At 52.5% G+C, this 22,246-nt stretch carries 22 protein-coding genes and 1 tRNA gene; 11 read left to right on the top strand and 12 right to left on the bottom strand.

The genetic code is table 11. From position 1 onward, the window contains the following. The first annotated feature begins 7 nt into the window (after nt 1-7). Nucleotides 8-82 (top strand) — tRNA-Cys (locus VFG09_07115). On the opposite strand, the gene VFG09_07110 is transcribed toward VFG09_07115, so the two are convergent. From VFG09_07110 to VFG09_07095, 4 genes are all read right to left on the bottom strand, one after another. After that, nucleotides 61-1,914, bottom strand: coding sequence for a TIGR04442 family protein (locus tag VFG09_07110; protein HET6514914.1), 1,854 nt, complete (start codon nt 1,912-1,914; stop codon nt 61-63). The two genes, VFG09_07115 and VFG09_07110, sit on opposite strands and share 22 nt — an antisense overlap. 1,147 nt (nt 1,915-3,061) lie before the next feature. Continuing rightward, complete coding sequence (locus VFG09_07105; GenBank protein HET6514913.1) at nt 3,062-3,853, bottom strand: biotin/lipoate A/B protein ligase family protein; 792 nt, start codon at nt 3,851-3,853, stop codon at nt 3,062-3,064. A 231-nt stretch (nt 3,854-4,084) separates the two neighbouring features. Then, nucleotides 4,085-4,276 carry a CooT family nickel-binding protein gene (locus tag VFG09_07100; protein ID HET6514912.1) on the bottom strand — a complete coding sequence of 64 codons (192 nt, stop codon included), beginning with the start codon at nt 4,274-4,276 and terminating at the stop codon, nt 4,085-4,087. Nucleotides 4,277-4,366: 90 nt separating this feature from the next. Then, nucleotides 4,367-4,864, bottom strand: a complete 498-nt coding sequence (locus VFG09_07095; GenBank protein ID HET6514911.1) for a hypothetical protein — start codon at nt 4,862-4,864, stop codon at nt 4,367-4,369. 287 nt (nt 4,865-5,151) lie between these two features. On the opposite strand from VFG09_07095, the gene VFG09_07090 reads away from it, so the two are divergent. After that, nucleotides 5,152-6,021, top strand: coding sequence for a hypothetical protein (locus VFG09_07090; protein ID HET6514910.1), 870 nt, complete (start codon nt 5,152-5,154; stop codon nt 6,019-6,021). 153 nt (nt 6,022-6,174) lie between these two features. Here the strand turns inward: VFG09_07090 and VFG09_07085 are convergent, their stop codons facing one another. Beyond that, nucleotides 6,175-7,317 (bottom strand): NADH:flavin oxidoreductase, encoded by a 1,143-nt coding sequence (locus VFG09_07085; GenBank protein ID HET6514909.1) that lies wholly within the window; start codon nt 7,315-7,317, stop codon nt 6,175-6,177. 112 nt (nt 7,318-7,429) lie between these two features. Between VFG09_07085 and VFG09_07080 the strand changes: the two genes are divergently transcribed. The 4 genes from VFG09_07080 to accD all read left to right on the top strand — a co-directional run bounded on the left by VFG09_07080 (nt 7,430) and on the right by accD (nt 10,788). Beyond that, nucleotides 7,430-7,729: a hypothetical protein gene (locus tag VFG09_07080; GenBank protein HET6514908.1), complete on the top strand. Its 300-nt coding sequence runs from the start codon at nt 7,430-7,432 to the stop codon at nt 7,727-7,729. A 134-nt stretch (nt 7,730-7,863) separates the two neighbouring features. Further along, on the top strand, nt 7,864-9,081 hold the full coding sequence (gene trpB / locus VFG09_07075; protein HET6514907.1) for a tryptophan synthase subunit beta: 1,218 nt from the start codon (nt 7,864-7,866) through the stop codon (nt 9,079-9,081). A 9-nt stretch (nt 9,082-9,090) separates the two neighbouring features. Then, the gene (trpA, locus tag VFG09_07070; GenBank protein ID HET6514906.1) at nt 9,091-9,867 is read left to right on the top strand and encodes a tryptophan synthase subunit alpha; all 777 of its coding nucleotides are present in this window, start codon (nt 9,091-9,093) and stop codon (nt 9,865-9,867) included. Nucleotides 9,868-9,927: 60 nt separating this feature from the next. After that, on the top strand, nt 9,928-10,788 hold the full coding sequence (gene accD, locus VFG09_07065) for an acetyl-CoA carboxylase, carboxyltransferase subunit beta (protein ID HET6514905.1): 861 nt from the start codon (nt 9,928-9,930) through the stop codon (nt 10,786-10,788). On the opposite strand, the gene murA is transcribed toward accD, so the two are convergent. The 4 genes from murA to selD all read right to left on the bottom strand — a co-directional run bounded on the left by murA (nt 10,742) and on the right by selD (nt 14,478). Next, nucleotides 10,742-12,007, bottom strand: a complete 1,266-nt coding sequence (murA, locus tag VFG09_07060; GenBank protein ID HET6514904.1) for a UDP-N-acetylglucosamine 1-carboxyvinyltransferase — start codon at nt 12,005-12,007, stop codon at nt 10,742-10,744. The two genes, accD and murA, sit on opposite strands and share 47 nt — an antisense overlap. Nucleotides 12,008-12,223: 216 nt before the next feature. Continuing rightward, nucleotides 12,224-12,493 carry a hypothetical protein gene (locus tag VFG09_07055; protein ID HET6514903.1) on the bottom strand — a complete coding sequence of 90 codons (270 nt, stop codon included), beginning with the start codon at nt 12,491-12,493 and terminating at the stop codon, nt 12,224-12,226. A gap of 153 nt (nt 12,494-12,646) precedes the next feature. Beyond that, nucleotides 12,647-13,306, bottom strand: a complete 660-nt coding sequence (locus VFG09_07050) for a YceH family protein (protein ID HET6514902.1) — start codon at nt 13,304-13,306, stop codon at nt 12,647-12,649. A gap of 122 nt (nt 13,307-13,428) precedes the next feature. Then, on the bottom strand, nt 13,429-14,478 hold the full coding sequence (selD, locus tag VFG09_07045; GenBank protein HET6514901.1) for a selenide, water dikinase SelD: 1,050 nt from the start codon (nt 14,476-14,478) through the stop codon (nt 13,429-13,431). Between the two features lie 305 nt (nt 14,479-14,783). On the opposite strand from selD, the gene VFG09_07040 reads away from it, so the two are divergent. The 4 genes from VFG09_07040 to VFG09_07025 all read left to right on the top strand — a co-directional run bounded on the left by VFG09_07040 (nt 14,784) and on the right by VFG09_07025 (nt 18,754). Continuing rightward, complete coding sequence (locus VFG09_07040) at nt 14,784-15,605, top strand: LysR substrate-binding domain-containing protein (GenBank protein HET6514900.1); 822 nt, start codon at nt 14,784-14,786, stop codon at nt 15,603-15,605. After that, on the top strand, nt 15,586-15,933 hold the full coding sequence (locus VFG09_07035; GenBank protein ID HET6514899.1) for a DsrE family protein: 348 nt from the start codon (nt 15,586-15,588) through the stop codon (nt 15,931-15,933). Before VFG09_07040 ends, VFG09_07035 begins: the two co-directional genes overlap by 20 nt. Nucleotides 15,934-16,503: 570 nt before the next feature. Further along, complete coding sequence (locus tag VFG09_07030; protein ID HET6514898.1) at nt 16,504-17,190, top strand: YdjY domain-containing protein; 687 nt, start codon at nt 16,504-16,506, stop codon at nt 17,188-17,190. A 526-nt stretch (nt 17,191-17,716) separates the two neighbouring features. Next, a complete protein-coding gene (locus VFG09_07025; GenBank protein HET6514897.1) occupies nt 17,717-18,754 on the top strand; it encodes a radical SAM protein in 1,038 nt (345 codons plus the stop codon). A 78-nt stretch (nt 18,755-18,832) separates the two neighbouring features. On the opposite strand, the gene VFG09_07020 is transcribed toward VFG09_07025, so the two are convergent. From VFG09_07020 to VFG09_07010, 3 genes are all read right to left on the bottom strand, one after another. Then, nucleotides 18,833-19,303, bottom strand: a complete 471-nt coding sequence (locus tag VFG09_07020; GenBank protein HET6514896.1) for a hypothetical protein — start codon at nt 19,301-19,303, stop codon at nt 18,833-18,835. Nucleotides 19,304-19,603: 300 nt separating this feature from the next. Then, nucleotides 19,604-20,275, bottom strand: a complete 672-nt coding sequence (locus VFG09_07015; protein HET6514895.1) for a flavodoxin family protein — start codon at nt 20,273-20,275, stop codon at nt 19,604-19,606. Nucleotides 20,276-20,373: 98 nt separating this feature from the next. Next, nucleotides 20,374-21,240 carry a universal stress protein gene (locus VFG09_07010; protein HET6514894.1) on the bottom strand — a complete coding sequence of 289 codons (867 nt, stop codon included), beginning with the start codon at nt 21,238-21,240 and terminating at the stop codon, nt 20,374-20,376. 236 nt (nt 21,241-21,476) lie between these two features. Here VFG09_07010 and VFG09_07005 point away from each other — a divergent pair, with 236 nt between their 5' ends. After that, nucleotides 21,477-21,854 (top strand): hypothetical protein, encoded by a 378-nt coding sequence (locus VFG09_07005; protein ID HET6514893.1) that lies wholly within the window; start codon nt 21,477-21,479, stop codon nt 21,852-21,854. Nucleotides 21,855-22,246: the final 392 nt, after the last annotated feature.

Below are 22,246 nucleotides of genomic sequence, written 5' to 3'. Positions count from 1 at the left end.
CGGTTACGGCGGCGTACCCAAGTGGCAAGGGAGAGGTCTGCAAAACCTTTATTCAGCGGTTCAAATCCGCTCGCCGCCTCCAATATCAGCGAATTCCCTGCCTTCGAGGATGAGGTTGAATCCTTGTTCGCCAAGATGTTCCTTTTCGAGACTCTCGACATAGAAGCGGTCGAGGCCGCTATTGGCAAAGAAGTCTTCCCTGAGGTGTAAATTGCCCGTTTGGATGATCTGGGGGAGGAGATGGTTCAGGTAATAGGATTCCGTCTTGAGATCGAGGAGCACCCTATCGAAGAGGGCGTCGGGAACGTCGTCGGAAATACCGCTTCCCGCGAGTTCCGCTTTCATTTCGCTGCGGATCCTCCCCAATCCTTCCCGTATGTCAAGGGGTGAATAGAAGTCCCGCATCTTCCCTTTCAGGGCGCTCCGTATCTGCTTGTAGAGCTTCTCCTCTTCGGCGACCTTCTGCATTGCAGCAATGACGTCCTTTAGAGAGGCGTCTCCCCGTATGACATCGTCAATACCCCGGGACAGCGTCTTTATCCTCTTCTTCCCGGAGGTATTGAGATACTTGTTCAAGAGGAGGTCCCTGAAAAAGATCTCATTGAAGACGCCTCCGTCAAGGGCATCGAAGATCTTTTTGTTGCCGATGAGACTCCTTAGGAGATCTTCGGTGATCTCCATGCTGTCCATGAAGGCCAGCCTGCTCAGTGAGGTACGCACCCCGTCATATCGGTCAAAGTACGTGACCAACGAGCTGAATTCTTCAAAGATACTGAAATCGTTGCTCTCGACGGTGTACTCATCGCAGGCCTTACCCGTGTCAAGAAGTATCTTCTCAAAACCCATATCGTTTTCGAGGGACGCCCGATGCTTTGCCTTGATGAGTCTCACGATATCTTCGTTGATGATATGCCTCTTGAGAGAAGAATCCTTAAAAAAAAGGGTTTCGACGATCGCCCGTGCCTCCTTGAGGTAGTCGGGTTCTTCGCTCGCCAGACGGTGTTTGTCCTTGATAAGAAAATCTTCGAGCGTATCGAAGAGGATGGCCGGTATGCTGTTCCTGATGCTCAGGGACCTGAGCCGATGAAGCCGCGCCAGCTCCGATTGATCGTACTGTTCCCTATGCGCCATGCTGAGGAGGATGTCACGGTATTCGTCAATAATGCCCTTGTTGTCCGGATGGCGGTACATGACGTCGATCTTCATCCGTTCCTGCTGGTAAATGTCGATACGGTGACCGGCCGCTATCCGGAACATGCGGGCCTCATCGTCGGCAGTCAGCATTCTGTCGCGTCCGTAGGAAGCCCTGAAGGATTCATAAAAGTCTCTGTTGCCCCGGTGGATGAGCTTGAATATGAATACCGTTGCCTCGGGCTCGTCCAGGGTTGCGACGACTTGATGGAGCAACTCTTCGTCACGGTCTTCCATGAGGAGATCGGTCCTTTTCAGGAGTTTCCCGATGACCTGGAGCAACTGTTTCTGCCTCGTCCGAATTTCCTGCTTGGTGTCGGAAGAGACGAAGAAGTAATAGTTCTTCACTGCATGGCCGAGGATAAAGAGCCTGTGGAAGGACTCGGACCCTTCAACATCATTGGAGAATATGAGATTTTCGTAAGGATCAAGGAAAGCTCCGAACATGACGAGACGGTTCCGCACCTCTTTTTTCACGAGGTCCTTGAGGGGTTTTTCGACGCCGAACATGTACTCACAGAAGGTCCCGCCTGTCCCCTTATAGGAAACGGCATTCTCTGACAGGGCAAGTTCGTTGCCCCTCGAAAAAAAACGGATCTGCGACTCTTCTTCCCGGTAGAAATAGATGTTGTTGATATTTGCTCCGGCGATAGAGACGAAGAAATCAACAGGACCCACAGAGCCATGGAGCATGAGGTCTTTCACCATATGAAAATATACCACACGGCATACAAAATAGCTATTGCCCTGGGGAGGTTTTTCGACTAGAATAAATATTGGTTATTGTTGCACGATGAAGCCCTCACGAGCTCTGAGTCGCAGAAGAACATGTGAATGTGCGGCTGCCGTCACCCATGACCCGGTTCGGTTTCCGGAGGACGAAGTCGAACAAGACAGACGAGAGAAGTTTCCGGAGATGGTATGAAATTCACCGAGGCAATCAAGAACGGAATCGCTACGATCAACAGAAACTGGCAGCTCATCCTGGTCCAGATCGGAGCAATGTTTGTGAGCTTTGTGGCATTTTTCATCCTTGTCGTACCTCCTCTCGCGATTGCCTTCATCATCTTCGGCCTCGATCTTACGGAACTGCTTAAGGAACTGTCCGGCCTCGGCAGCATACTCGGCTCCTTTCACCGGCCGTCGGAATTCCTGTCAAAATACTTCGGACTCGTGGTCCTTGTTCTTGCAAGCATCCTCATCTATCTCTTCGCGGTTCTGGCGCTCGGAATATTCGTTCTTGGCGGGTCAATCGGCGTCATCAGCCGGTCAATAAAGGGCAGTGCCGAAGAGTTCAGCATGAAGACATTCTTTGCCGAGGGAAAGCGGCTCTTCATACCCCTCGTCGGCTTTACAACGGTTATAGGGTTGATGTTCATTGTGCTGGCCTTTGTCCTCGGTCTCTTTGGCGGCTTGATAGCTGCCATTGTTTCTCTTGCGAGGGAGCGAGAGGCTATCCTTGCCCTCTTCCTTGGAATTTTTTTCTCGTCGATCCTCTTCCTAGTCTGGCTCATCATGATTCTCGGCGCCTTCGCCGTGACCCTCTATGGCACGGCAGCCATAGCCCTTGACAGGACGGGGCCTGTCAAGTCCGTTCAGACATCATGCCGGTATCTCTATAGGCACCCACAAGCATTCTATCTCTATTGTATCGTCTTCGGCGGCTGTATCATCGTAAGTTTCATGCTCTTTTCCATGGGATATCCTTTGAAGTCTGTTCCCTTGATAGGACCGCTCTTTGCGATGTTCTTTCAGTTCACCATGTATATATCGCAGAGCTATCTAGGACTTGCCACACTTGCAACCATTTTTTGGTATTACGTGAAGACCTCCATCGAAATGGGGGAGGGCGGGATTCCGGAGGGTGCTCCTACCTCTGAAGATTCCAGGCCTGAGAAAGATATCTCAGATTCTCCAGCTCACGGGCAAGAAGATGCTCCTCCCGAGAAAGAGACGAGGGAACAAGGGTTGTCTGGAAAACCTCCTGAAAGGAGACTTTGACCGCTTCCCTGAACCTCCCGATGTCAAGGCCTGGAAGCAACTCTTTTAGCCCGGTCATCCTTTCACCGAGCTTCACGGGGCCCCTGATATCGAATACCCTCTTCGTCTTCTCTTCATCGAAGGAATAGGGGATTGACCCCTGCTGGAGGAGACCGTCTCTCCAGCGCTTCTGAGCCGAACCGACAATCTTCCTGTTCTCGATCGTTATCTCGGCAAAGGACGCGGAGTGAAAACAGAGCGGATTTCGCACGGTACCGGCCTCAGGAATCCTCACCGTCCTGGCCTCAGGAGAGATACCGAACATCGAGATCGCGCGGCAGAAAGCACGGCTGATTTTCTTGTAGCTGTTTATGAGGCCGTCGGCAAAGGGGCCGTTCCCCGTGGGTGCAGAGAAACTGTAGGTGAGCTCTTGGTCGTGGAGTACCGCCCTGCCGCCCGTGACCCTTCTCACGATGGGTATCTCCGTCTCTGCGCAATAGGAGAGGTTGATGGAGTCCATTTTCTGGAAGCAGCCGATGGTCACCGAGGGCCCTGTCCATTCATAGACCCTGAGGACAGGAGGCGACTTGCCCTCACGTACGAAGCGGGCAAGGGCCTCGTCTACCGCCATATTCATGGTGGCGGTAGAGGGACCGGAATCAATAAAGCGCCATTCAGTCATCGGTGTGTCTTCCAGTTGTATAAAACTATCTTGTTCGGGAAGGCAGGCATGGTGAGAAGCCGTGCATTGCGGTACCCTCGATGGTTGCCGACTGCCGTTGTGTGCTCAACGCGGGAAGTCACTTTCGGTGCGGTCCTCAAAGTGCCTCATTGTCGGAATCTCATCGCTTATACAGGGCTTCGATCCATGTCTGCCTGACTAACATTAAGGTCTATCCTCATAAGCTACTGCCTATCCCTTTTTCTCGAGTATGATTCTGTTCTTCACGAGGGACACTTCCCTGATTGTCCCCTCAAAGACCTTCTCTTCGCCAAAGAGGCTTCTGAGAAGGATCTTTCCTCCTTCTGACTTCGCGGAGTTCACATTCTCGAGAAAGAGTTCTTCAGTGCCCTCCTTCAGGACAAAGGCATGTATCTCACACACGGTGGCCTCCTTCAGATGATGCTTTGCCTCTCTCCAGAGTATAGAGGATGCTTGAAAATGCTGTCAAAGCGGGAATGAACCTCATGAATATCAATAAGGCGCAGGCTGCAACTCTCGTTCAGCAAGATATCCGTGGCCGTGCTTTCCTTCCCTCTTCACAATAAGCCACTTCATCCGTTCCTTTTCGAGGGTGAATCTCAGGCGGAGAGGCTCTCTGATATCACCGATGATATATCCCGTCTCCTTTCCCGACGTGGCTATGACCCTTACATCTACCTCCGCAACCGCACTGTTATTGGAGACTTTTATCCTCACGGCATCATATTCGACCTTTATATCGGACAGGGCGCCGAACTCCCTCTTCAGCATCTCCTTCAGATAGAGATAGGTCATACCGTAATCATCGGTATACCGGTACGAAACCTTTGCCATAACCCCTTCAAGGTTCTTTGCCTCCATGGCCGCAGCACCCTCCTTGAAGAGCTTCCTGATCCTGCCTTCATCCGTCGGCCAGAGGAAAGAGAACCCAAGAATAGCGAGGACTACGAGACCTGCCGCAATCAGCGAGCGCCTCTTCATCAGGCCCATTTATAGCACCTTCCTCCCGATGCCATGCCGGTCTCTTGGCCCTCCTTCTTCGGAATCACGACCTGACCTTTGGGGAAGTGGTAACGATCGCCACTGGTAATACCTCCAAACGATTGTTAAACCGATTGTTCCCAGTTTAACCCAAAGGGACAAATTACTCAATCCGACTTTGTCTTCCTTTTTCCGCGCTCAATTGTCCATGCTATTGACGGTCAGATACTTCATCGGGAGCCACCCCAGGTGACAGGCGTGAGGCATATCTTTTATCATGAAACAGGTGGTGTCGCATGCGACTCCTTGTGAGCATACTTATCTTTTTCTCTCTCGGTTCATCGATCGCCTCTGCAACTTCGATCGTTGTGGTGAGGGAGAACAACGCAATCGTAATAGGCGCTGACAGCAAAACAACGCTGATGCCGGGAAGCGGTGCGGGCGGAGCGGGGAGCATTACGAAATGTAAGATTGTTCAGGCAGGGAACCTTTTCTTTGCGTCTGCCGGTTCTGCCGGTATAGGTCCGGCCGAATTCCCGGGCGATGTCTATCCGGAGTTCGACCTCAAGGAGATCATTGCCGAGGGACTGAAGGGTGATGGCAGGATCGAGGATAAGATGAGGGTCCTTGAAACGGTGCTTGTAGCAAGCCTTACCCGGATCGTGGAGAAAGCAAGGCAGGACGATGCGGCTTTTTTCCTGACAAGATTTGCCGGGCATCCGGCGCACACGATCATAGTCGGCGGACTGGCTGACGGGGAACTCGTACTCATGGTGAGGACGTTCAGGCTGATCATCTCGCCGTCGGGTTCTCTGTCATTTGAGATCGGACGCTTCGCCTGCCCGGGAGATTGTCAGGGGCCTGTTACCGCGATATTCGAGGGCCAGACCGGGGCAATCAGGAAGTATCTGGAGCAGCACAAGCTTTTCCTTTCCTATGCCGATCCCGTTACGGCTGTTCGCGGTCTCGTGGGAATTGAAATTTCCGAGGACCCCTCTTTTGTGGGGCCTCCCATCGATATCCTGCGCCTGACGAAGAGAGACGCTCAATGGATCCAAAGGAAGCCGCTCTGTCTTGAGAGTAAAGAGAATCTTGTGTTTCCAACCGGGGAGAGGGACCAAGGATTCTCTGTAGGCGTTCATCCCGCCATGAGTCGGGGGCATTAGCACTCGCCATTGAATTCGCCACTCGACCAAATGTGAGGAGGCCGGGTGGTGCCATCGAGCGGGACGACTTTTGGGCAACGACATTAAACAAGCAATTGAACTTTGTCCAGCACATAAAGACCCTTCTTAAGCAGAACGGGAAAGCAGCGATGGTCATCCCTGACAATGTTCTCTTCGAAGGCGGCGCGGGCGAGACAGTTCTTTTTTTTCAACGACACAATAGATTCCGCCTTCTTTTATTCCTGGCCCAAAACATCCGTTACAAGAGATACAGCGGGCCGGGGCAGTATCACCCCCCTGCCAACGTCTGATCAGCTGAGGCTCCCTGATAAAGGGACGGGCCAGAGAAATATAATCCATTCCATCTTCCATGAGGGCTTTATTGATTACTTCAAGTGATCTGAAACCTCCTACCACCATGATAGGGCAGCTGACCGCCTTCTTGACTTCCCTGGCGAGTGTGAGGTTGTAGGCCTCCAGACTGGGGTTATTGATGTTCAATCTGACAGGGTTCATTTCGCCGGAGGCAGAGGTACCGCCGCTGACTTCTATGGCGTCAACCTTCTCCCTATCCAGCAGACGGGATGCATACACTGCGTCTGTTAAATTGAGTCCGCCCTCGAGATTGTCAGACCCGTTCAATTTGGCGAAAACAGGGAAATCAGGGCCTGCCTCGGAACGGACACGGTGGTAAACTTCCAGAAGAAAACGGCATCGGTTCTCCACGGAGCCGCCATAACTATCTGTCCTTCGATTGGTTAGAGGGGAAAGGAACTGATTGATGAGATACCCATGGGCAGCATGGAGCTGGACTGCATCGAATCCATAGTCCTTTGCGCGTCGGGCTGCGTTACCAAAGGCAGTTACAATTTCATCAATGTCCTTTTGAGTCATCGCTTCAGGTTCTTCCGGGAACTGTTCAACCTTCACAGCAGAAGGAGCAAGAGGTCTTCTTCTCGCAGTTTTTGATGTCGTCTGTCCACCCGCATGAACGAGCTGAATGCATATCTTACCGCCCTCATCATGGACAGCCACGGTAAGGGCCCGCATGTCAGCGGCAAAATTGTCCGTATGGATTCCCATTTTTCCGGGCAACTGTTTGCCGTCATATCTTACAAAGGCGTAGCCAGTAATGATCAGGCCGACGCCGCCTGCAGCAAGATCACGGAAGCAGGAAGCAAGTTTTGCGGTGGGCCGTCCGTCTTCTTCGCACATGCCTTCCCATGTGGCAGACCGGATGAATCTATTCGGCAGTGTCAGACCGTTGATTGTCGTCTTCTCAAAGAGTCTTTTCACGCACTATCCTCCCTAAGATTATTTGTTATATTGTAGCAGGAAATAGCATAAGAACTACCTTGGAAATCTGGTATACTGAAGGTGATCATGGTGACTGATCAGAGGGAGACGAATGAGAACTACAGCCGCTAGAACCGCAGTCGTTTTGCTCTTTTCCCTTCTCCTCACATCGAGCTGCACAAAGGCCCGTCCCATCAGTTCATGGGAGAGACACTGCCAGGGCTGCCATGATGGGAAAACGGTGCTTAACGGCAAGGTTGTGATAGGCAAGGAAGAGATGAAGGAGAGATACAAGACCTTAAGCCAGTTCCTGAATGCCTGCGAAGGCTCTGCATCATGCATGAATATCCTGAAGCACCAGGAGAAGTTGTTGCGGGAGGTAGGAGAGGAACTGGGGATCAAAGATCATTAAATCGCGATACGAGACTTGTCACCACGCCTGCCTTCGTGGAGAAAATGATTTTATCCAACCGGAAGGTTCCCGGTATCTTCTCTGATTTGCCTGAAAAATCAGGACGTTGATGTTGTGGTATAATAGCTCTTCATATGAGCAGGACTACGAGTAAGGCGATCAAGAAACTGCCCGACAAGAGGGGTTATTTCGGCCAGTACGGAGGGTGCTTTGTGCCTGAAACACTGATGCCTGCCCTCATGGAGCTTGAGAAGGCCTATCTCGAATCGATGAAGGGCCAGGGGTTTCGAAAGGAACTCCTCCATCTCCAGAAGACCTATATCGGCAGGCCGACGCCCCTCTATTTTGCCAAGAGACTTACGGAACAACTTGGGGGCCCGAAGATCTACCTTAAGCGCGAGGACCTTGCCCATACGGGCGCCCACAAGATCAACAATGCCATCGGTCAGGCACTGCTCGCTAAGAGCATGGGGAAGAGACGGTTGATTGCCGAAACAGGCGCCGGCCAGCACGGCGTTGCCACGGCTACGGGAGCGGCCCTCGTCGGACTCGAGTGCGAGATATACATGGGCTCAGACGATATGGAGCGTCAGTCGTTGAACGTGTTCCGGATGAAACTCCTCGGAGCAAAGGTCACGGAGGTTCCGGTCGGATCAAGGACGTTGAAGGACGCCATTAACGAGTCCCTGCGGGACTGGACCACGAATGTGAGGACGACCCATTATGTCCTGGGAACGGTCTTCGGCCCCCATCCCTTCCCCCTGATTGTCAGAGACTTCCAGTCCGTCATCGGCAAAGAGGCAAAGAGACAGATACTGGATGCCGAAGGCAGGCTGCCTGACTGCCTGGTTGCCTGCATCGGCGGCGGAAGCAATGCCATGGGACTCTTTCACGAGTTTCTCGAAGACAGGATCATGATGGTTGGGGTCGAGGCGGGCGGCAGAGGCATCGAGAGCGGTGAGCATGCTGCGAGGTTCGCCGGAGGGTCCCTAGGGGTCTTTCAGGGAACAAAAACCTATCTCCTGCAAGACAAGGATGGAAACGTCCTCGGTACCCATTCTGTCTCCGCAGGCCTCGATTATGCAGCAGTCGGACCTGAGCATGCCTATCTTAGGGAGATTGACCGTGTCCGTTATACTTACGCTACTGATGATGAGGCACTCTCGGCCTTTGAACTGCTGAGCAGGACCGAAGGGATCATCCCGGCCCTCGAATCGGCCCACGCCCTTGCCGGCGCCATGAAACTCGTTCGGGATTTCTCTTCTGAAAATATCATTGTCCTCAATCTCTCGGGTCGCGGCGACAAGGACGTGCAGCAGGTCGCAAGGATCAAGGGCGTCCAGCTATACTGACGGGACAGGATGAACAGGATCGAGAAGACATTCAGGAGTCTGAAGGAGCAGAGCCGGAAGGCCTTTATCCCTTATATCATGGCCGGAGACCCTTCGCTGGGAAAGACGAGGGAGACGGTGCTCATGCTCGAGAGGTGCGGCGCCGATATTGTCGAACTCGGCGTGCCCTTCACCGATCCCATAGCGGACGGGCCGACTATACAGAGGGCCGCGGAAAGGGCATTGCAGGAAGGGGTGACTTTAACGAAGGTCATCGGTCTTGTCAGTGACCTGCGAAAGGAGAGCCGGATTCCGATCGCTCTCATGACATATTATAACCCAGTTTTCAAATACGGCGATGAGAGATTTGTCAGGGACGCCCGCGAGGCGGGGATCGACGGTGTCATCATCCCCGATCTCCCGCCTGACGAGGCTCATGAGCTCATGAAGATTGCGAAGAGATCAGGCCTCGCGACAATATTCCTCCTTGCACCGACGTCGACCGATGAGAGGATAACGAAGGTGACAAAGGCATCAACTGGCTTTGTCTATTATGTCTCGATGACAGGGATAACAGGATCGAGGCTCGCCTTCGACGAATCTTTAAAGGAATCCATAGGGAAGATAAGGGCGGCCACGGACAGACCCGTTGCAATCGGCTTTGGCGTTTCGACGCCCGACGAGGCAAAGGCCGTTTCAGGATATGCCGATGGCGTTATCGTCGGAAGCGCCATTGTGAAGAGGCTTCATGAGTCTCCGGAAGGCGCTGAAGGGTTTATTTTGGAGTTGAGAAAAGCGATTCCATGAAACGGGAACTATCCTTGTGCCTCAGTCTTTGACGACTGACTACTGCTTGGCGAGTGAAGAATGGCCTGGTTTAAGAAGACGAGAGAGCAGAAGATTGACAAGAAGGTGAAGATCCCCGAGGGTCTCTGGGTCAAGTGTGAGAACTGCAAGGAGATTGTCTACAAGAAGGAGATCGAAAAGAACCTCAAGGTCTGTCCCAAATGCAATTACCATTTCAGGATCAGTGCAAGAGAACGTCTGAACCTCATCGTTGACGAGGGGAGCTTTATTGAGATGAACATCGATATGACCTCAGGCGACCCGCTCCATTTCAAGGACACCGTCCCCTACAGAGACAGGATTAGAGAGAACCAGAGGAGGAGCGGCCTTCATGAGGCCGTCATCACCGGCGAGGCATTAATCAATGAACACCCTGCTGTGGTTGCCGTCATGGATTTCTCCTTTCTTGGGGGGAGCATGGGTTCTGTCGTGGGCGAGAAGATCGTCAAGGCTGCTGAGACCGCCATCGAAAGGAGGGCCCCCTTCATTACCGTAGCGTCTTCGGGCGGTGCGAGGATGCAGGAAGGCATCTACTCCCTCATGCAGATGGCCAAGTCTTCAGCTGCCATAGGAAGGCTCAAGGACGCAGGAGTGCTCTACATATCGGTCCTTTCAGATCCGACCTTCGGCGGCGTTACGGCAAGCTTTGCCATGCTGGGGGATATTATCATCGCCGAGCCGAAGAGCCTCATAGGCTTTGCCGGACCGAGGGTAATCGAGCAGACGATCAAGCAGCAGCTCCCTGAAAACTTTCAGCGTGCCGAATTCCTCCTCGATCACGGAATGATCGATATGGTGGTGGACAGGAAGAACCTGAAGGGTACCTTATCGCTTCTTATAGAACATCTCTTTGCCGGTCCACAACAGCCCCAATCGCTCTAAGTTTCTCTTCTATTCTTTCGTATCCCCTGTCGAGATGATAGAGCCTGTGGATCGTCGTCTTCCCCTCTGCTCCGAGGCCTGCGACAATAAGGGAAGCGCTTGCCCTGAGGTCCGTGGCCATAACATCAGCCCCCTTGAGCTTTGTTACTCCCCTTACCGTAGCAATACCCCCTTCGATGCTGATATCGGCGCCCATCCTCTTGATCTCCGCGACATGCATAAACCTGTTTTCGAAGATCGTTTCCCGTATGGTACTCGTGCCGTTCGAGATGCTCATGAGGGTCATGAACTGGGCCTGCATGTCGGTCGGGAAACCAGGGTAGGGCATGGTCTTTATGTCCCTCGCCGAGGGTCTGTCAGGGCCAAAGGCTCGCAGTGCCGTATTGTTCTCCATCGTCTCGATGATGACCCCCGATTCCCGCAGTTTCGTGATCAGAGCGTCGTTGTGATCGGGTCTGCAATCCTTGATGAGGAGGTCACCACCCGTCATCCCTGCTATCGTCATGAACGTGCCTGTTTCAACCCTGTCGGGGATGATCGTATGGGACAACGGTCTCAGCCCGTTTACCCCTTTGATCTCTATGATGCTTTCCCCAGCGCCCCTGATCTTTGCGCCCATCGCACTGAGGGCATTGGCAAGATCGACGACTTCTGGTTCCTTCGCCGCATTTTCGAGAATGGTAGTGCCCTCAGCAAGAGATGCCGCCATCATGATGTTCTCTGTGCCGGTGACGGTTGGGATGTCAAAGTAGATAACATCGCCCCGTAACCTCTTGCACCGAGCAATGACGTACCCTTCTTCAAGGTCGATCTCTGCGCCCATCTTCTTCAGACCCATGAGATGGAGGTTGATCGGCCGTGCACCAATGGCGCATCCCCCGGGAAGGGAGACCTTGGCCATTCCGGTCCTGGCGAGGAGGGGGCCGATGACGAGGACTGAGGCACGCATCGTCTTCACGAGATCGTACGGCGCTGTGTAGCCGACAAGCTTCTCGGTATTGATGACAGCCCGTCCTGGTTCGTAGCGGAAGCCTGCCCCAAGGTTGACCAGGAGCTTGCCCATTGTCTTTACATCAGCAAGATTCGGGACCCGGTTGACAACGTTCTCGCCGGAGGCGAGCAGGGAAGCGACCATAACGGGCAATGCCGCGTTCTTCGCTCCACTGATCTTAACCTCGCCTTTAAGCCTTTTGCGCCCCTGTATCACCAGTTTGTCCATGATCCGAAAATTCCCTTCCCAGGCTGTTCAATGTGAAATACCAAGAGATCCATTATAACCGATGCTGCGCGATTCTTGACAAAGGCAGGCTTACACGTCAATCATAGTGATCCGCTGAGGATGTGAACGATGTTTATGCCGGTTCACCGGCTCCAGCCTCCGCTCAGGGCTGGAGGAGGCAGGTGGTCTTTTCTCCTGATCAATTGCCCTTCGCGATCAGTCTCTCAGGTAGATGTGTTTGAAGTGAAGTCCTTCTTCCTCTTTCACTTTCTTTCGGAAGTCGCAGTCAAGACATGTCATGAGCTTCTGGGCATATTCCCCCTGCACTTCTCCGTCGCAGCGTGTCCCGGCCACTGCCCAGCAAATCCTGCCCCCGTTCTTCCCCCTGTTTACGGAATGTGCCTTGCCCTCGACCGCAGCAGGGCACACGGGCTGACCATTCTCCTTTTCCCTGCCGCACCTCTTGAACTCCCAGCAATTCTGCACTATGGTTCTTACCTCCCCAGATCCAGATATAAGGTGAGACCGGAGTCTTTTCCTTCCTTTTATCAAGGAAACATGCAGTTGTCAATAATGGCCGAAGGGACTGCCGGTGACCTAGGGATCATGGGATCTTTCCCTTTTGCCTGATAGAGATCCCTAGAACTGGGACTTGAACCTTCCAAAGTCCTCCCTCAGGGCATCGAGCTCTCTTCGGAGGGCCGCTATTTCGTCTTCCAGTCGTGATATCCTCTCATCTTCGGCGCGTACCCTGAGCGTTGCAGGTTCAACGGATATCGCCTGATCCTCTTCTGTTATCTGAGGTTTTCCGGAAAAGAGGTGCATATAGCGCAGTTCCTTCCTCCCTGCCTGCCGGGGCAGTTTGATCACCATGGGCCGTTCCTGTTCCATCAGTCCCTGCAGGATCTCTTCAACCTCTTCAAGGTCCCTGAACTCATAGATCCTTTCGGCACGGGCGCGGATCTCCCCAGCGGTCTGGGGTCCCCGGAGCATGAGCTCGCAGAGGACAGCTATCTCCCTGCGGCTGACATCAAACTGGTCGAGGAAGGAGTGCTTGTACTTCGGGACGCGGCTTCCGACGGTATAGGCCAGTTTCGCCAGCCCCTTTGCCCTGAGTCCGTCGAGTCCCCGCGCCACGGTCTTCTCTTCATAAGAGACTACAGGGCTCCTGTTCGATTTCTGGTTGCAGGCATTCGTCAGGGCATTCAGGGTCAAGGGATGATAATCGGGGGTTGCGATCTCTTTTTCGATGAGACATCCAAGGACGCGGACTTCAGTTTCGCTCAGTACGATATCCATCTCACGAACCTCAGATCAAGCATCGGTACCATTATATCATTTCTCAACCCTGATGGTGCGAACAACGGCGGGGCAGGTACGGAGTCGGTCCCGAAGACGAGATAGATGAACGGTAATCTGGATTAGACGATCCTGATGCCTGGGGTGGCGCTGTCTTTGACCAGACCGATTCTAGCGGCGGTCCTGACCCCAGCCTCTTTCAGGGCATTGATCAGCGCACCAGACTGAGATTCCGGAACAGAGAGGAGTAGTCCCCCTGAAGTCTGGGGGTCAAAAAGCAATTCCTCTTTCTCACGGGGCAGCTGAATCATGATTTCCCGATGCCCTTCAGAAAATTTCCTGTTTGCCCTATTGCTCCCTGTGGTCTCGCCTCTCCGGTACATCTCAAGGGCATGGGGATAGAGCGGCAGATCGCCATAGAACAAATCAATCTGGACTCTGCTCCCTGCTGCCATTTCCCACGAGTGTCCGACGATGCCGAAGCCTGTTACATCAGTACAGGAATGGACGTCAAAATGCAAGGCAACCTCCAGCGTCCTCCCATTGAGTTCTGCAATCTGGGGCAATATATGTTCAAGTTCCCTGTAAGGGAGTTTCTTTGATCTGCACGCATTAAACAAGACGCCTGTCCCCAGGGGTTTTGTGAGGACCAGGGCATCACCTGCTCTGGCAGCGCAATTGGTCAGTATTTTCTTCGGATGGACAATGCCCGTTACTGCCAAACCGTACTTCGGTTCATTGTCATCCACCGAATGTCCGCCGGCCATGGAAGCGCCGGCTTCAATGACCTTGTCATTGCCGCCCCTCAGGATTTCCCTAAGGACTCCTTTATCGAGTATCTTTGAGGGAAACATGACGAGGCTGAGTGCGGTGAGAGGTTTTCCTCCCATTGCATAGACGTCGGAGAGAGAATTTGCCGCAGCAATCTGTCCGAACCAGTAAGGATCGTCAACAGGTGGGGTGATGAAATCGACAGTGCTGATGACCGCAATCTCATCAGAGAGGCGGTAGACTGCCGCGTCGTCACAGGTGGCAAACCCAACGAGGAGATTGGGGTCCTGAGAGGGAGTGAGGGCCTTCAGCGCTTCCGCCAGATCTGACGGACCGATCTTGGCCGCTCAGCCGCAGGTGCGAGAGAGACCGGTTAATGTTTTCTTTCGAAAGAGGTTCATCGTTGTTTCGTCGCTACCTTAAGAGAGACCTTGGTCCCTTCATCAGAGAGATTGCTCGAACCGGGCAGTGGTTATTCATGAGAAAGCTAACCCGTGAACGATCGAGAATAGTATACACGTACTTACTTTGGCTTTTCACCCTCGGTCATGTCCAATACTTCCTTTCTATGCATCAGAAACATGTCATAGAAAAAAACTATTTGTAGCATCGACAAGAATTGGTTAGACTTACTCCTATCAGATAGGAGACTTCAGGAACGTGTAAGAGAAGGCTGGACGGACCGGAAAGAAAGGATGGATTGGTTATGGAAAAGACATTTACCCTTGGTGCAAGCACAATCCCTGGGGAATACCTTGTGCCCCGGCTTCTGTCAGAGATTATCAAGGAGCTGCCCGATCTTGAACTGAAGGTCGATGTATCGGACAGCATGGAGGTCTTTGAGAAGGTCAAGAAAGGTGAAATCGAGCTAGGCCTCATCGGGACGAAATATGATTCGCCTGAAGTGGATTTTGTTGCTCTTGTGAAGGACGATCACCTTGTTTGCATTGCGCCGCAAGGCCATCCTCTTGTTGGGAAAAGGGGCGCGACCATGAATGACCTGAAGGGTCAGAGATTTATCGGCAGAGAACTTGGGTCAGCGACGAGGGCTGCCTATGAAAAGGCGCTGAAAGATGCGGGCCTCTCGATGGACGATCTCAACGTTGTTGCAGAGATCAGTGACACCTCAGGAATCATCCAGGCGGTCGAAGGAGGCGCCGGTATTTCCGTGGTGTCGGACCTCGCTGCAAGGGAGGCCGTTGAGTTGAGAAGGGTCGGCGTGCTCGACATCCCCATGCTCAAGGATGACGAGGGATTTTTACGTTATTACCCGAAAGGGCTCACCGTTGTCGAAGAACGCAGCTACGGTCCTCTCCGCAATAAGGAAGATAGTGAAATAAGGCAGACAAAAGGAAGGAGAAAGAGAGATGGCAGAAGAGAAAAAGATGACCAGAGGGGATTTTCTGAAGACCATGGGAGTTGGTGGTCTCGGGATCGCAGGATTCAGTGCCCTGGCCAGTGCGCCTTCGTCAGCGGAGGAAGGGAAAAAAGGGAAGTACATCATCGTCGTGACCTACGGTGGCAATAACCCGAACCGCGCCATCTGGGCGCTCCTCATGGCGGATACGATTCTCAAGAAGGGATGGGGGGACGTGCATGTCTGGATGACCGTCGAAGGCGCAGACCTCTGCAAGAAAGGAAACCCCGAAAAGATCATCTCTCCCATTTTTCAGAAGTTTGGAAATGCTGCCGAAATCATGGAAAGGGTAAGAAAGAACGGCGCGAAGTTTGGTGTTTGTCCTCCCTGTGCAGAATATTTTGGCATGAAGGGCGATGAGAAATTTGACTGGGTCGAGCTTCAGGGAGGGGACTGGCTCATGAAGAACATCCAGGATGCCTGGGTTGTCTGGATGTGAAGAATATACTGTGGAGTGACTGAAAGGGAAATCCGTCTTCCTGCGGATGGGTTGTTGCCTCATCCCCCACGAAAGGGAGAAAGGATCAGAAATTCATGAATTTGAGAACGGAAGATAAGGATAGAATCTCTTTCGTCCATATGACTTCCCTTTTTGAACGATGTCTCGCGGACCTGCGCGATCAGGGTGGTGCGGCCTTGTTCGCGGCAAAGAGAGTTGAAGAACGTAAGTTTGTCGAAGCCTATGAAGCGGCATTGATGAGCAGAGTCAATGATGCTGTCCTCCCTAAGATCTTCCCCGGGCTATGCAAGAATAAGGTACCGATAGAGAAGTGAATGTCCATGCGCCCTTCGGTGGTGGAGGTCGACAACAGCGAGCCCCCTGGCGCTATGCGCACATAAACTCGGTCATCCCTCCCCATGTGAGAGATCCCATATCAGGATATCCTGTGGTAAAGGCTGTGGCCTGTGAAGTAGACCGGGTTGGTGAGACAGACAGGGGGGCGTCATTCATTGCGGATAGCTGAAGTTTCAGCACCGGACTGATATCACCTGAGGTTTTGAACATATCGTGCGGCGATTGAGACGAGTCGATATCCTGTTGTTCTTCATCGGCATTGGTTTGCTGGCGTACCTCTTTTTGTCTCTCTTCCCCGTCCGGACGACGTCGGCCCAAAAGACGGACTGCCTGCCCACGAAAGAGAGTCCCCTCATCATCGACTCGAAAAAGCGGTGCGTCCTCCTTTATGCAGTAGTAAGCGAGAATCTGAAGACATCAACGCATTTTGGCGTTGTCTTCAAGGACGGCAAACTTGCGGATAAGGCCCTTTTCAGGGCATACGTCAGCCCGATGGAATTTCACGATGCACTCCTGGCAATAGGCATGAGGCCGGGTGACAATCTTACGAGTGTCAGCAAAGGGAAATATGTTGAAGGCGACCCTCTTGATGTCACCGTTACCTGGCCTGGTCTCAACAAGGAATTCCCTCTCAAAGAGATTCTCACCGACTCGGGGGGCAAAGGGTTTCAGATAAAATTCGGGGGGAACAGAACGGCATCTGCTGCCGAGAATTCCGGATGTCTCACCTGCCTTGAAAGTTGCTGGGTCGGAATCACAAGCAACGCAGCCTATCCCATGACTGGCGCCCTGAAGAGATTTTTTAGCCCCAACTCGGAATTTTCGATCAACAGAAATGTCATTCAAGCGAGAGGAGGAGGTCCGGTAATCCTCATCTATCGTGCGGCAACAGGCAACTAGGACCTTGTTTCTTCATAGCCGCCTCCGTCTGTTCCACGTTCCTCCTAATATTAATGCGGCCATTACGAAGACCGGAAGTATCATTCGCCACCAGTGAATTCTTTTCGAAGGAGTGATCTTCATCTTCTGAACCGAGATATCGAACATAACACATTGTGATGAAAAGCTTATTTATGGATGTAATGGGATTGATTATTTTTTCTCAATTGAAATAGGAGGGGTTCGATGCTATCCTTTAATTGAGGAGAGGGATGAAGGGTCTAAAGCGCCCTCGGAGAGGAGGTGAGAGAGGATGAGGAAGACACTGAGCAAGAAGGCTCTTGTCAAAGAGGCTGCCTTTTGGGAGGCTGTAAAGAAGACGGATCCTCGCAAGGTATGCCACAAGTGAAAGAGCTGAAAGAGCTGATGTTGCTGGTGCAGCGACACAGTCCGCAAGGATAAGGCAGGATGCTTGGTCAAAGGAACCGGCAATCCTGCCTTTTGATGTTTTCAGTTTTCATAACCCTTGAGAGAGGGAGAACAGCGAATGCCGATGACGAATTCCCAGGAATTTTTTATTCAATATCATCTTACCGAGAGATGTAACCTTCACTGCCGCCACTGCTACCAGACCGGAAAGAAGACGAGCGAGATGTCCCTCCCGCAAATAGGAGATCTTGCCGCAGAGGTCGCGGACATGATTCAGGAGTGGTCTGAGAGCTACGGTCTGGAGTTTTCCTCAAGCTTCAACGTCACGGGCGGTGAACCCTTCATGAGAGGCGACATTTTCGAAATCCTTGAAGAGATCGCGAAAAATGGCTTCGAACTCTATCTCCTCACCAACGGCATCCTCGTAGACGGAGAACGTGCGGGAAGGCTTGCAGGACTCAGAGTGAGGGGGGTGCAGGTAAGCATCGAAGGACCTGAGGCGGTTCATGATTCGATACGCGGCAAGGGGAGTTTCTCTTCAGCCCTCAAGGGAGTGCGACACTTGCTCGATGCCGGTATTGTCGTGACGCTTAATACGACCCTTTCGGCCGTCAACGCAGACACCTTTCTTCAGATGCTCGATCTCTGCTGCTCTCTCGGGGTGCAGAAACTGGGGTTTTCCCGTCTCGTGCCTTCCGGCAGGGGGAGAGAGATGCTGGCGAGTATGCTCGATGCGACGCGGGTGCAGGAACTTTACGAGACAATTTTTTCCGCTGAGACGAAGGGAGTCACCCTCGTTACGGGAGACCCTGTCGCCTCTCAGATGTCTGCCGAGGTGGAGGGAGATGAAGGTTCTGTTCCCTGTGGCGGTTGCGCTGCCGGATTATCGGGACTCACCATCCTTCCTGACGGAACAATTACGCCGTGCAGAAGACTCCCCATACCGATTGGAAACGTGAGGGAGGATTCTCTGCGCGAGGTATGGGCACTTTCTCCTGTCCTGAATGCTCTCAGAGACAGGTCCGGCTACAAAGGCAAGTGTGGAACTTGTGAGCGATGGGCAGTTTGCAGGGGATGCAGGGCGATAGCCTGTGGATATTCGCAGTCAAAGGGAGATGGCGATTTCCTCGCCGAAGATCCGCAGTGTTTCCTGTAATCACGTGGCTCAGAAAATTCACAAACTCCGTTGACCGGCATCCGATTGCAAGTAAGAGTCGGGCCCATAAGTTGCTCCTCATACTCTTAGGGTGGCAATGAGTCTCTTAGGGTTGAGGAGAAGATCGAGGGCGTCAAGAGGAGATTTTACGAAAATCGTTGCGGAAGTCAGAGCCTCGACTGAACAACCTTCCTTCAAGCAGACCGCAATCCCAATAGCGGCAGCCTTAAGCATCCTCGCATCGTTATTCCCGTTGCCGAGGGTGGCCACTCTTTTCGCACCGAGAGATAAGACGTATCGCTCCTTCTTCCCGGCGTGATCATCTCCTTCAAGAATATGCGCTGTGCAGCGAATGCCTTCGAGCTCTTTCCGTGCCTTGCCGAAAGTGTCCGATGTCAATACGTGCAGATGAACTGTGTCGGCAAGGGAATTGAGTCGTTCCTTGACACCCGGGAGAAGAACCCCGTCCTCGGAGAGGGTGCCCGAAAAGTCGGTCACAACATGTTCTATGTCCATGCGCGCTGCACCGGGAATGGCGATGCTGATCATACGAACCCATTGTAGCACGTATCAAGAACGAAAGGATATCGATTAGCCTTGTACAAGCCTGAGAGTGGATAGAAAGGAACTACTTGAAGGTCATGCCGGTCCATGCCAGCGAACAAATATGAGGCGTAGTTTTCACTACTTGCCCTGATAGACGCCGTCCGACCAAAGTGCGACGTCCCCGCTCGAAAGTGACATTTTTCATATCTGAATGGATTGTGTCACTTTCAGGAGGAAGGTTGCCCCGATAGCATCCAGCAGCGTCATCTTAAGTACTTACGAAGTAACTATAAAAAAGGCCATTTATAAACCCCTGTTTTCCTGCCAATAGCGATACTCAAAGGGCCATTCTTCTTTGCGCCAGTTGATAAGGGCATGCATCCTCTCTCGGAAAGCGCTCCTTCTGTCGTCTGCATCGGCAGGCACCTCTCCGGCTTGCCACGACTGAACAAGCCTCTTGCCAAGGTTATAGGCGTTTTCCTTCACTTCATCGGTAATGCCTTTCTCCGGCATGGCAGACATGGTCGCCCATACCCCACCCACAGGTACTATGCCTGTTGAGATGAGAAAATGGCTCATGTACTCAGCGACCGGTTCGTCGCCGCCTCCACCAGAGGTGATCACACAGGCCCCGTACTTTCCCCAAAACTGCATGCAGTGGATCACGCCGCAGCAACGGTCCATGAATGCCTTCAGTTGGGCGCTCACGTTGAAGATGTAATTCGGACTGGCAAGGATGAGACCGTCCGCGTTGGTGATCTTACCCTTTATTCCCTCGAAATGGTCTTTCTGGATGCAGCGACCCTTCTTGTGGCAGGCGTCACAAGCCCGGCATGGAAGCACTGAGTCCCCCTTCAGAACCACGATCTCCGATCTCGCTCCTTCCGCCTTAGCGCCATCAATGACGTGTTGCAAAAGAGCTGCGGTGTTACCCTTGAGCCCACGCGGACTCGCAAGCAGCGAAACGACTTTCATAAGCGCACCTTTAGTATTAGATTCAATTTGTCAATCTCTGCGGAAGCTAATCCAGCAATAGTTATCAACAGAGCTCGCCTCTTCTTAATGATGAATACTCATACGCTCAGAACTGGGATAGGCATCGTGCAAATGATTGAGTAGCCGTGGGTCCGCAGGTGACCGCCATAAGGACGACAACCGGTAACCAGCAAGTCCGCCTTCGTCTGGTTCGCAGCTTGCCTCAGCACTTTGGGTACATCACCGCTACCGATGAATACGTCCGCCCTGATGCCCATGTCTTCCCGGAGCCTGGCCATTTGCCTGGTTGCGTTGCCGACAAGTGCGTCTTTCAACTCTGGATTGACGTAGTTGCCGCCTGGTCCCCACATTTCCACCCCCGAGGTGACGTAAGCGAGCGTGAGACCGGCATGAAATTCGGCGGCCATTTGGACGGCCCACGACACACATTGGTGATCACAAGCAGACAAGTCGACCGCGCACAGGACATTGCGGATCGCAAGCTCCTTCTCCGATGACTGCTCCACATGGGCGTCGGTCCAAACCGGGCACTCGGTCCCGTGCAATACTTTTGCGGTCACGGAGCCCAGTAGAAACTGACTGAACGTATGGCCATAAGAAGGCATCATTATCAGATCGGCTTTTTCCTCCTGAGCCGTCTGCACAATTTCATAGGCCGCATCACCTCTGACCAACATGCACCTGATGGTAATATCTCTGAGCTCCGGACCGAGAGACCGGTCTAGATGCTTCTCGGCCTCTCTAGTGATCTCAGCGAGCATATCCCACCCATCAAGATCGAGGCCATTCGCTGGCAGACCGGCTATGTGGCTCTGCGGGGTTACGACGTGCATCATCACTATCTCAGAAGAGAAATGGTGGGCGAATGTCGCAGCCTGATGGAGCACATGCAAAGAGGGGTTCGGAAAATCAACCGGAAGAAGAATTTTCTTGATATTCATCATCTCGCACCGCCCATAAGTCAAACTCAACTATGACCGCATTATCCGCACAAACCTGAAACGCTTCGCTAATCTCCTGAAGGCTTTATTGCCGCTGTAGCTCGCACAATTATATCATGGCTCGCGAGTGTCAAGGAGCATGTTATCCTTTTATTGTATTCGATATGATGAGATGAAAGTCCTGTCCTGAACCTCCCGATAGGGTTTGCGAACTGCAAAGAAAGGGATACAATGGAAGCATGAAGAGGGCATGGCGTCTTCTCGTGATCGCGACGACGATCCTTGTACTCCTTCGGTGCGCTGCGCCTCCTCCTGAACAAGATATCAGGGCGACAATCGTCAAGTTTTTTGAGGAGAGAGGATATAAGGTAGTCGATATGACTATTGGCAGCGCGAGGCCTGTACCGTTAAGAAAGAAGAGATACATGGGTACCGAGGGATATCTTGTTGATATAACATCGGTAACCCTTGAAGTCACGAGAGATGCCGGGGCTGAGGGGCGATACAAAAAGGGGCAACGCCTCGTGTTTACGGACGGGACTGTCCAGATCAGGGAGAAGAGTGATGAAAAGGGATCGTGGTTAATCTCGAATATCTCGGGCATCCCCGTTATCTGACCTTCTGATTCTTTGTATCTTCCCATAGCAAAACGGGGAACGTCTCGGGCAACCAACGCTCCCTGTCTTGCCAAATACTACTTCCGGCCTTCGAGCCTATTTCTTCTTCGTCTTTTCCGCAGTCTTTTTCGTGCCGCAGGTTGAGCTCTTCTTCCCGGGTTTGCAGGCCATTTCATCTACCTCCTTTCCGAGATGATATCCTGACTCACTATATCACTTGAAGAAACTGCTGTCAAATCGTCTCTGCGATCGGTAGTGTCAAGCTTTTTGTGTAAATTCCTTTAAGAGCTTTTTCCCCCACTGTTCGTTCAGGTGATTCAATACCGCATATACGATCCTTTCAATGCTCTGGTCATGATTGAAGCAACTCATGGGCCTTGTCCTCCGCCTCA

Source organism: Thermodesulfovibrionales bacterium (assembly GCA_035686305.1).
Lineage (GTDB): Bacteria > Nitrospirota > Thermodesulfovibrionia > Thermodesulfovibrionales > UBA9159 > DASRZP01.
The sequence above is the reverse complement of the archived record's forward strand: the minus strand, read 5'-3'. Positions and strand labels throughout refer to the sequence as shown.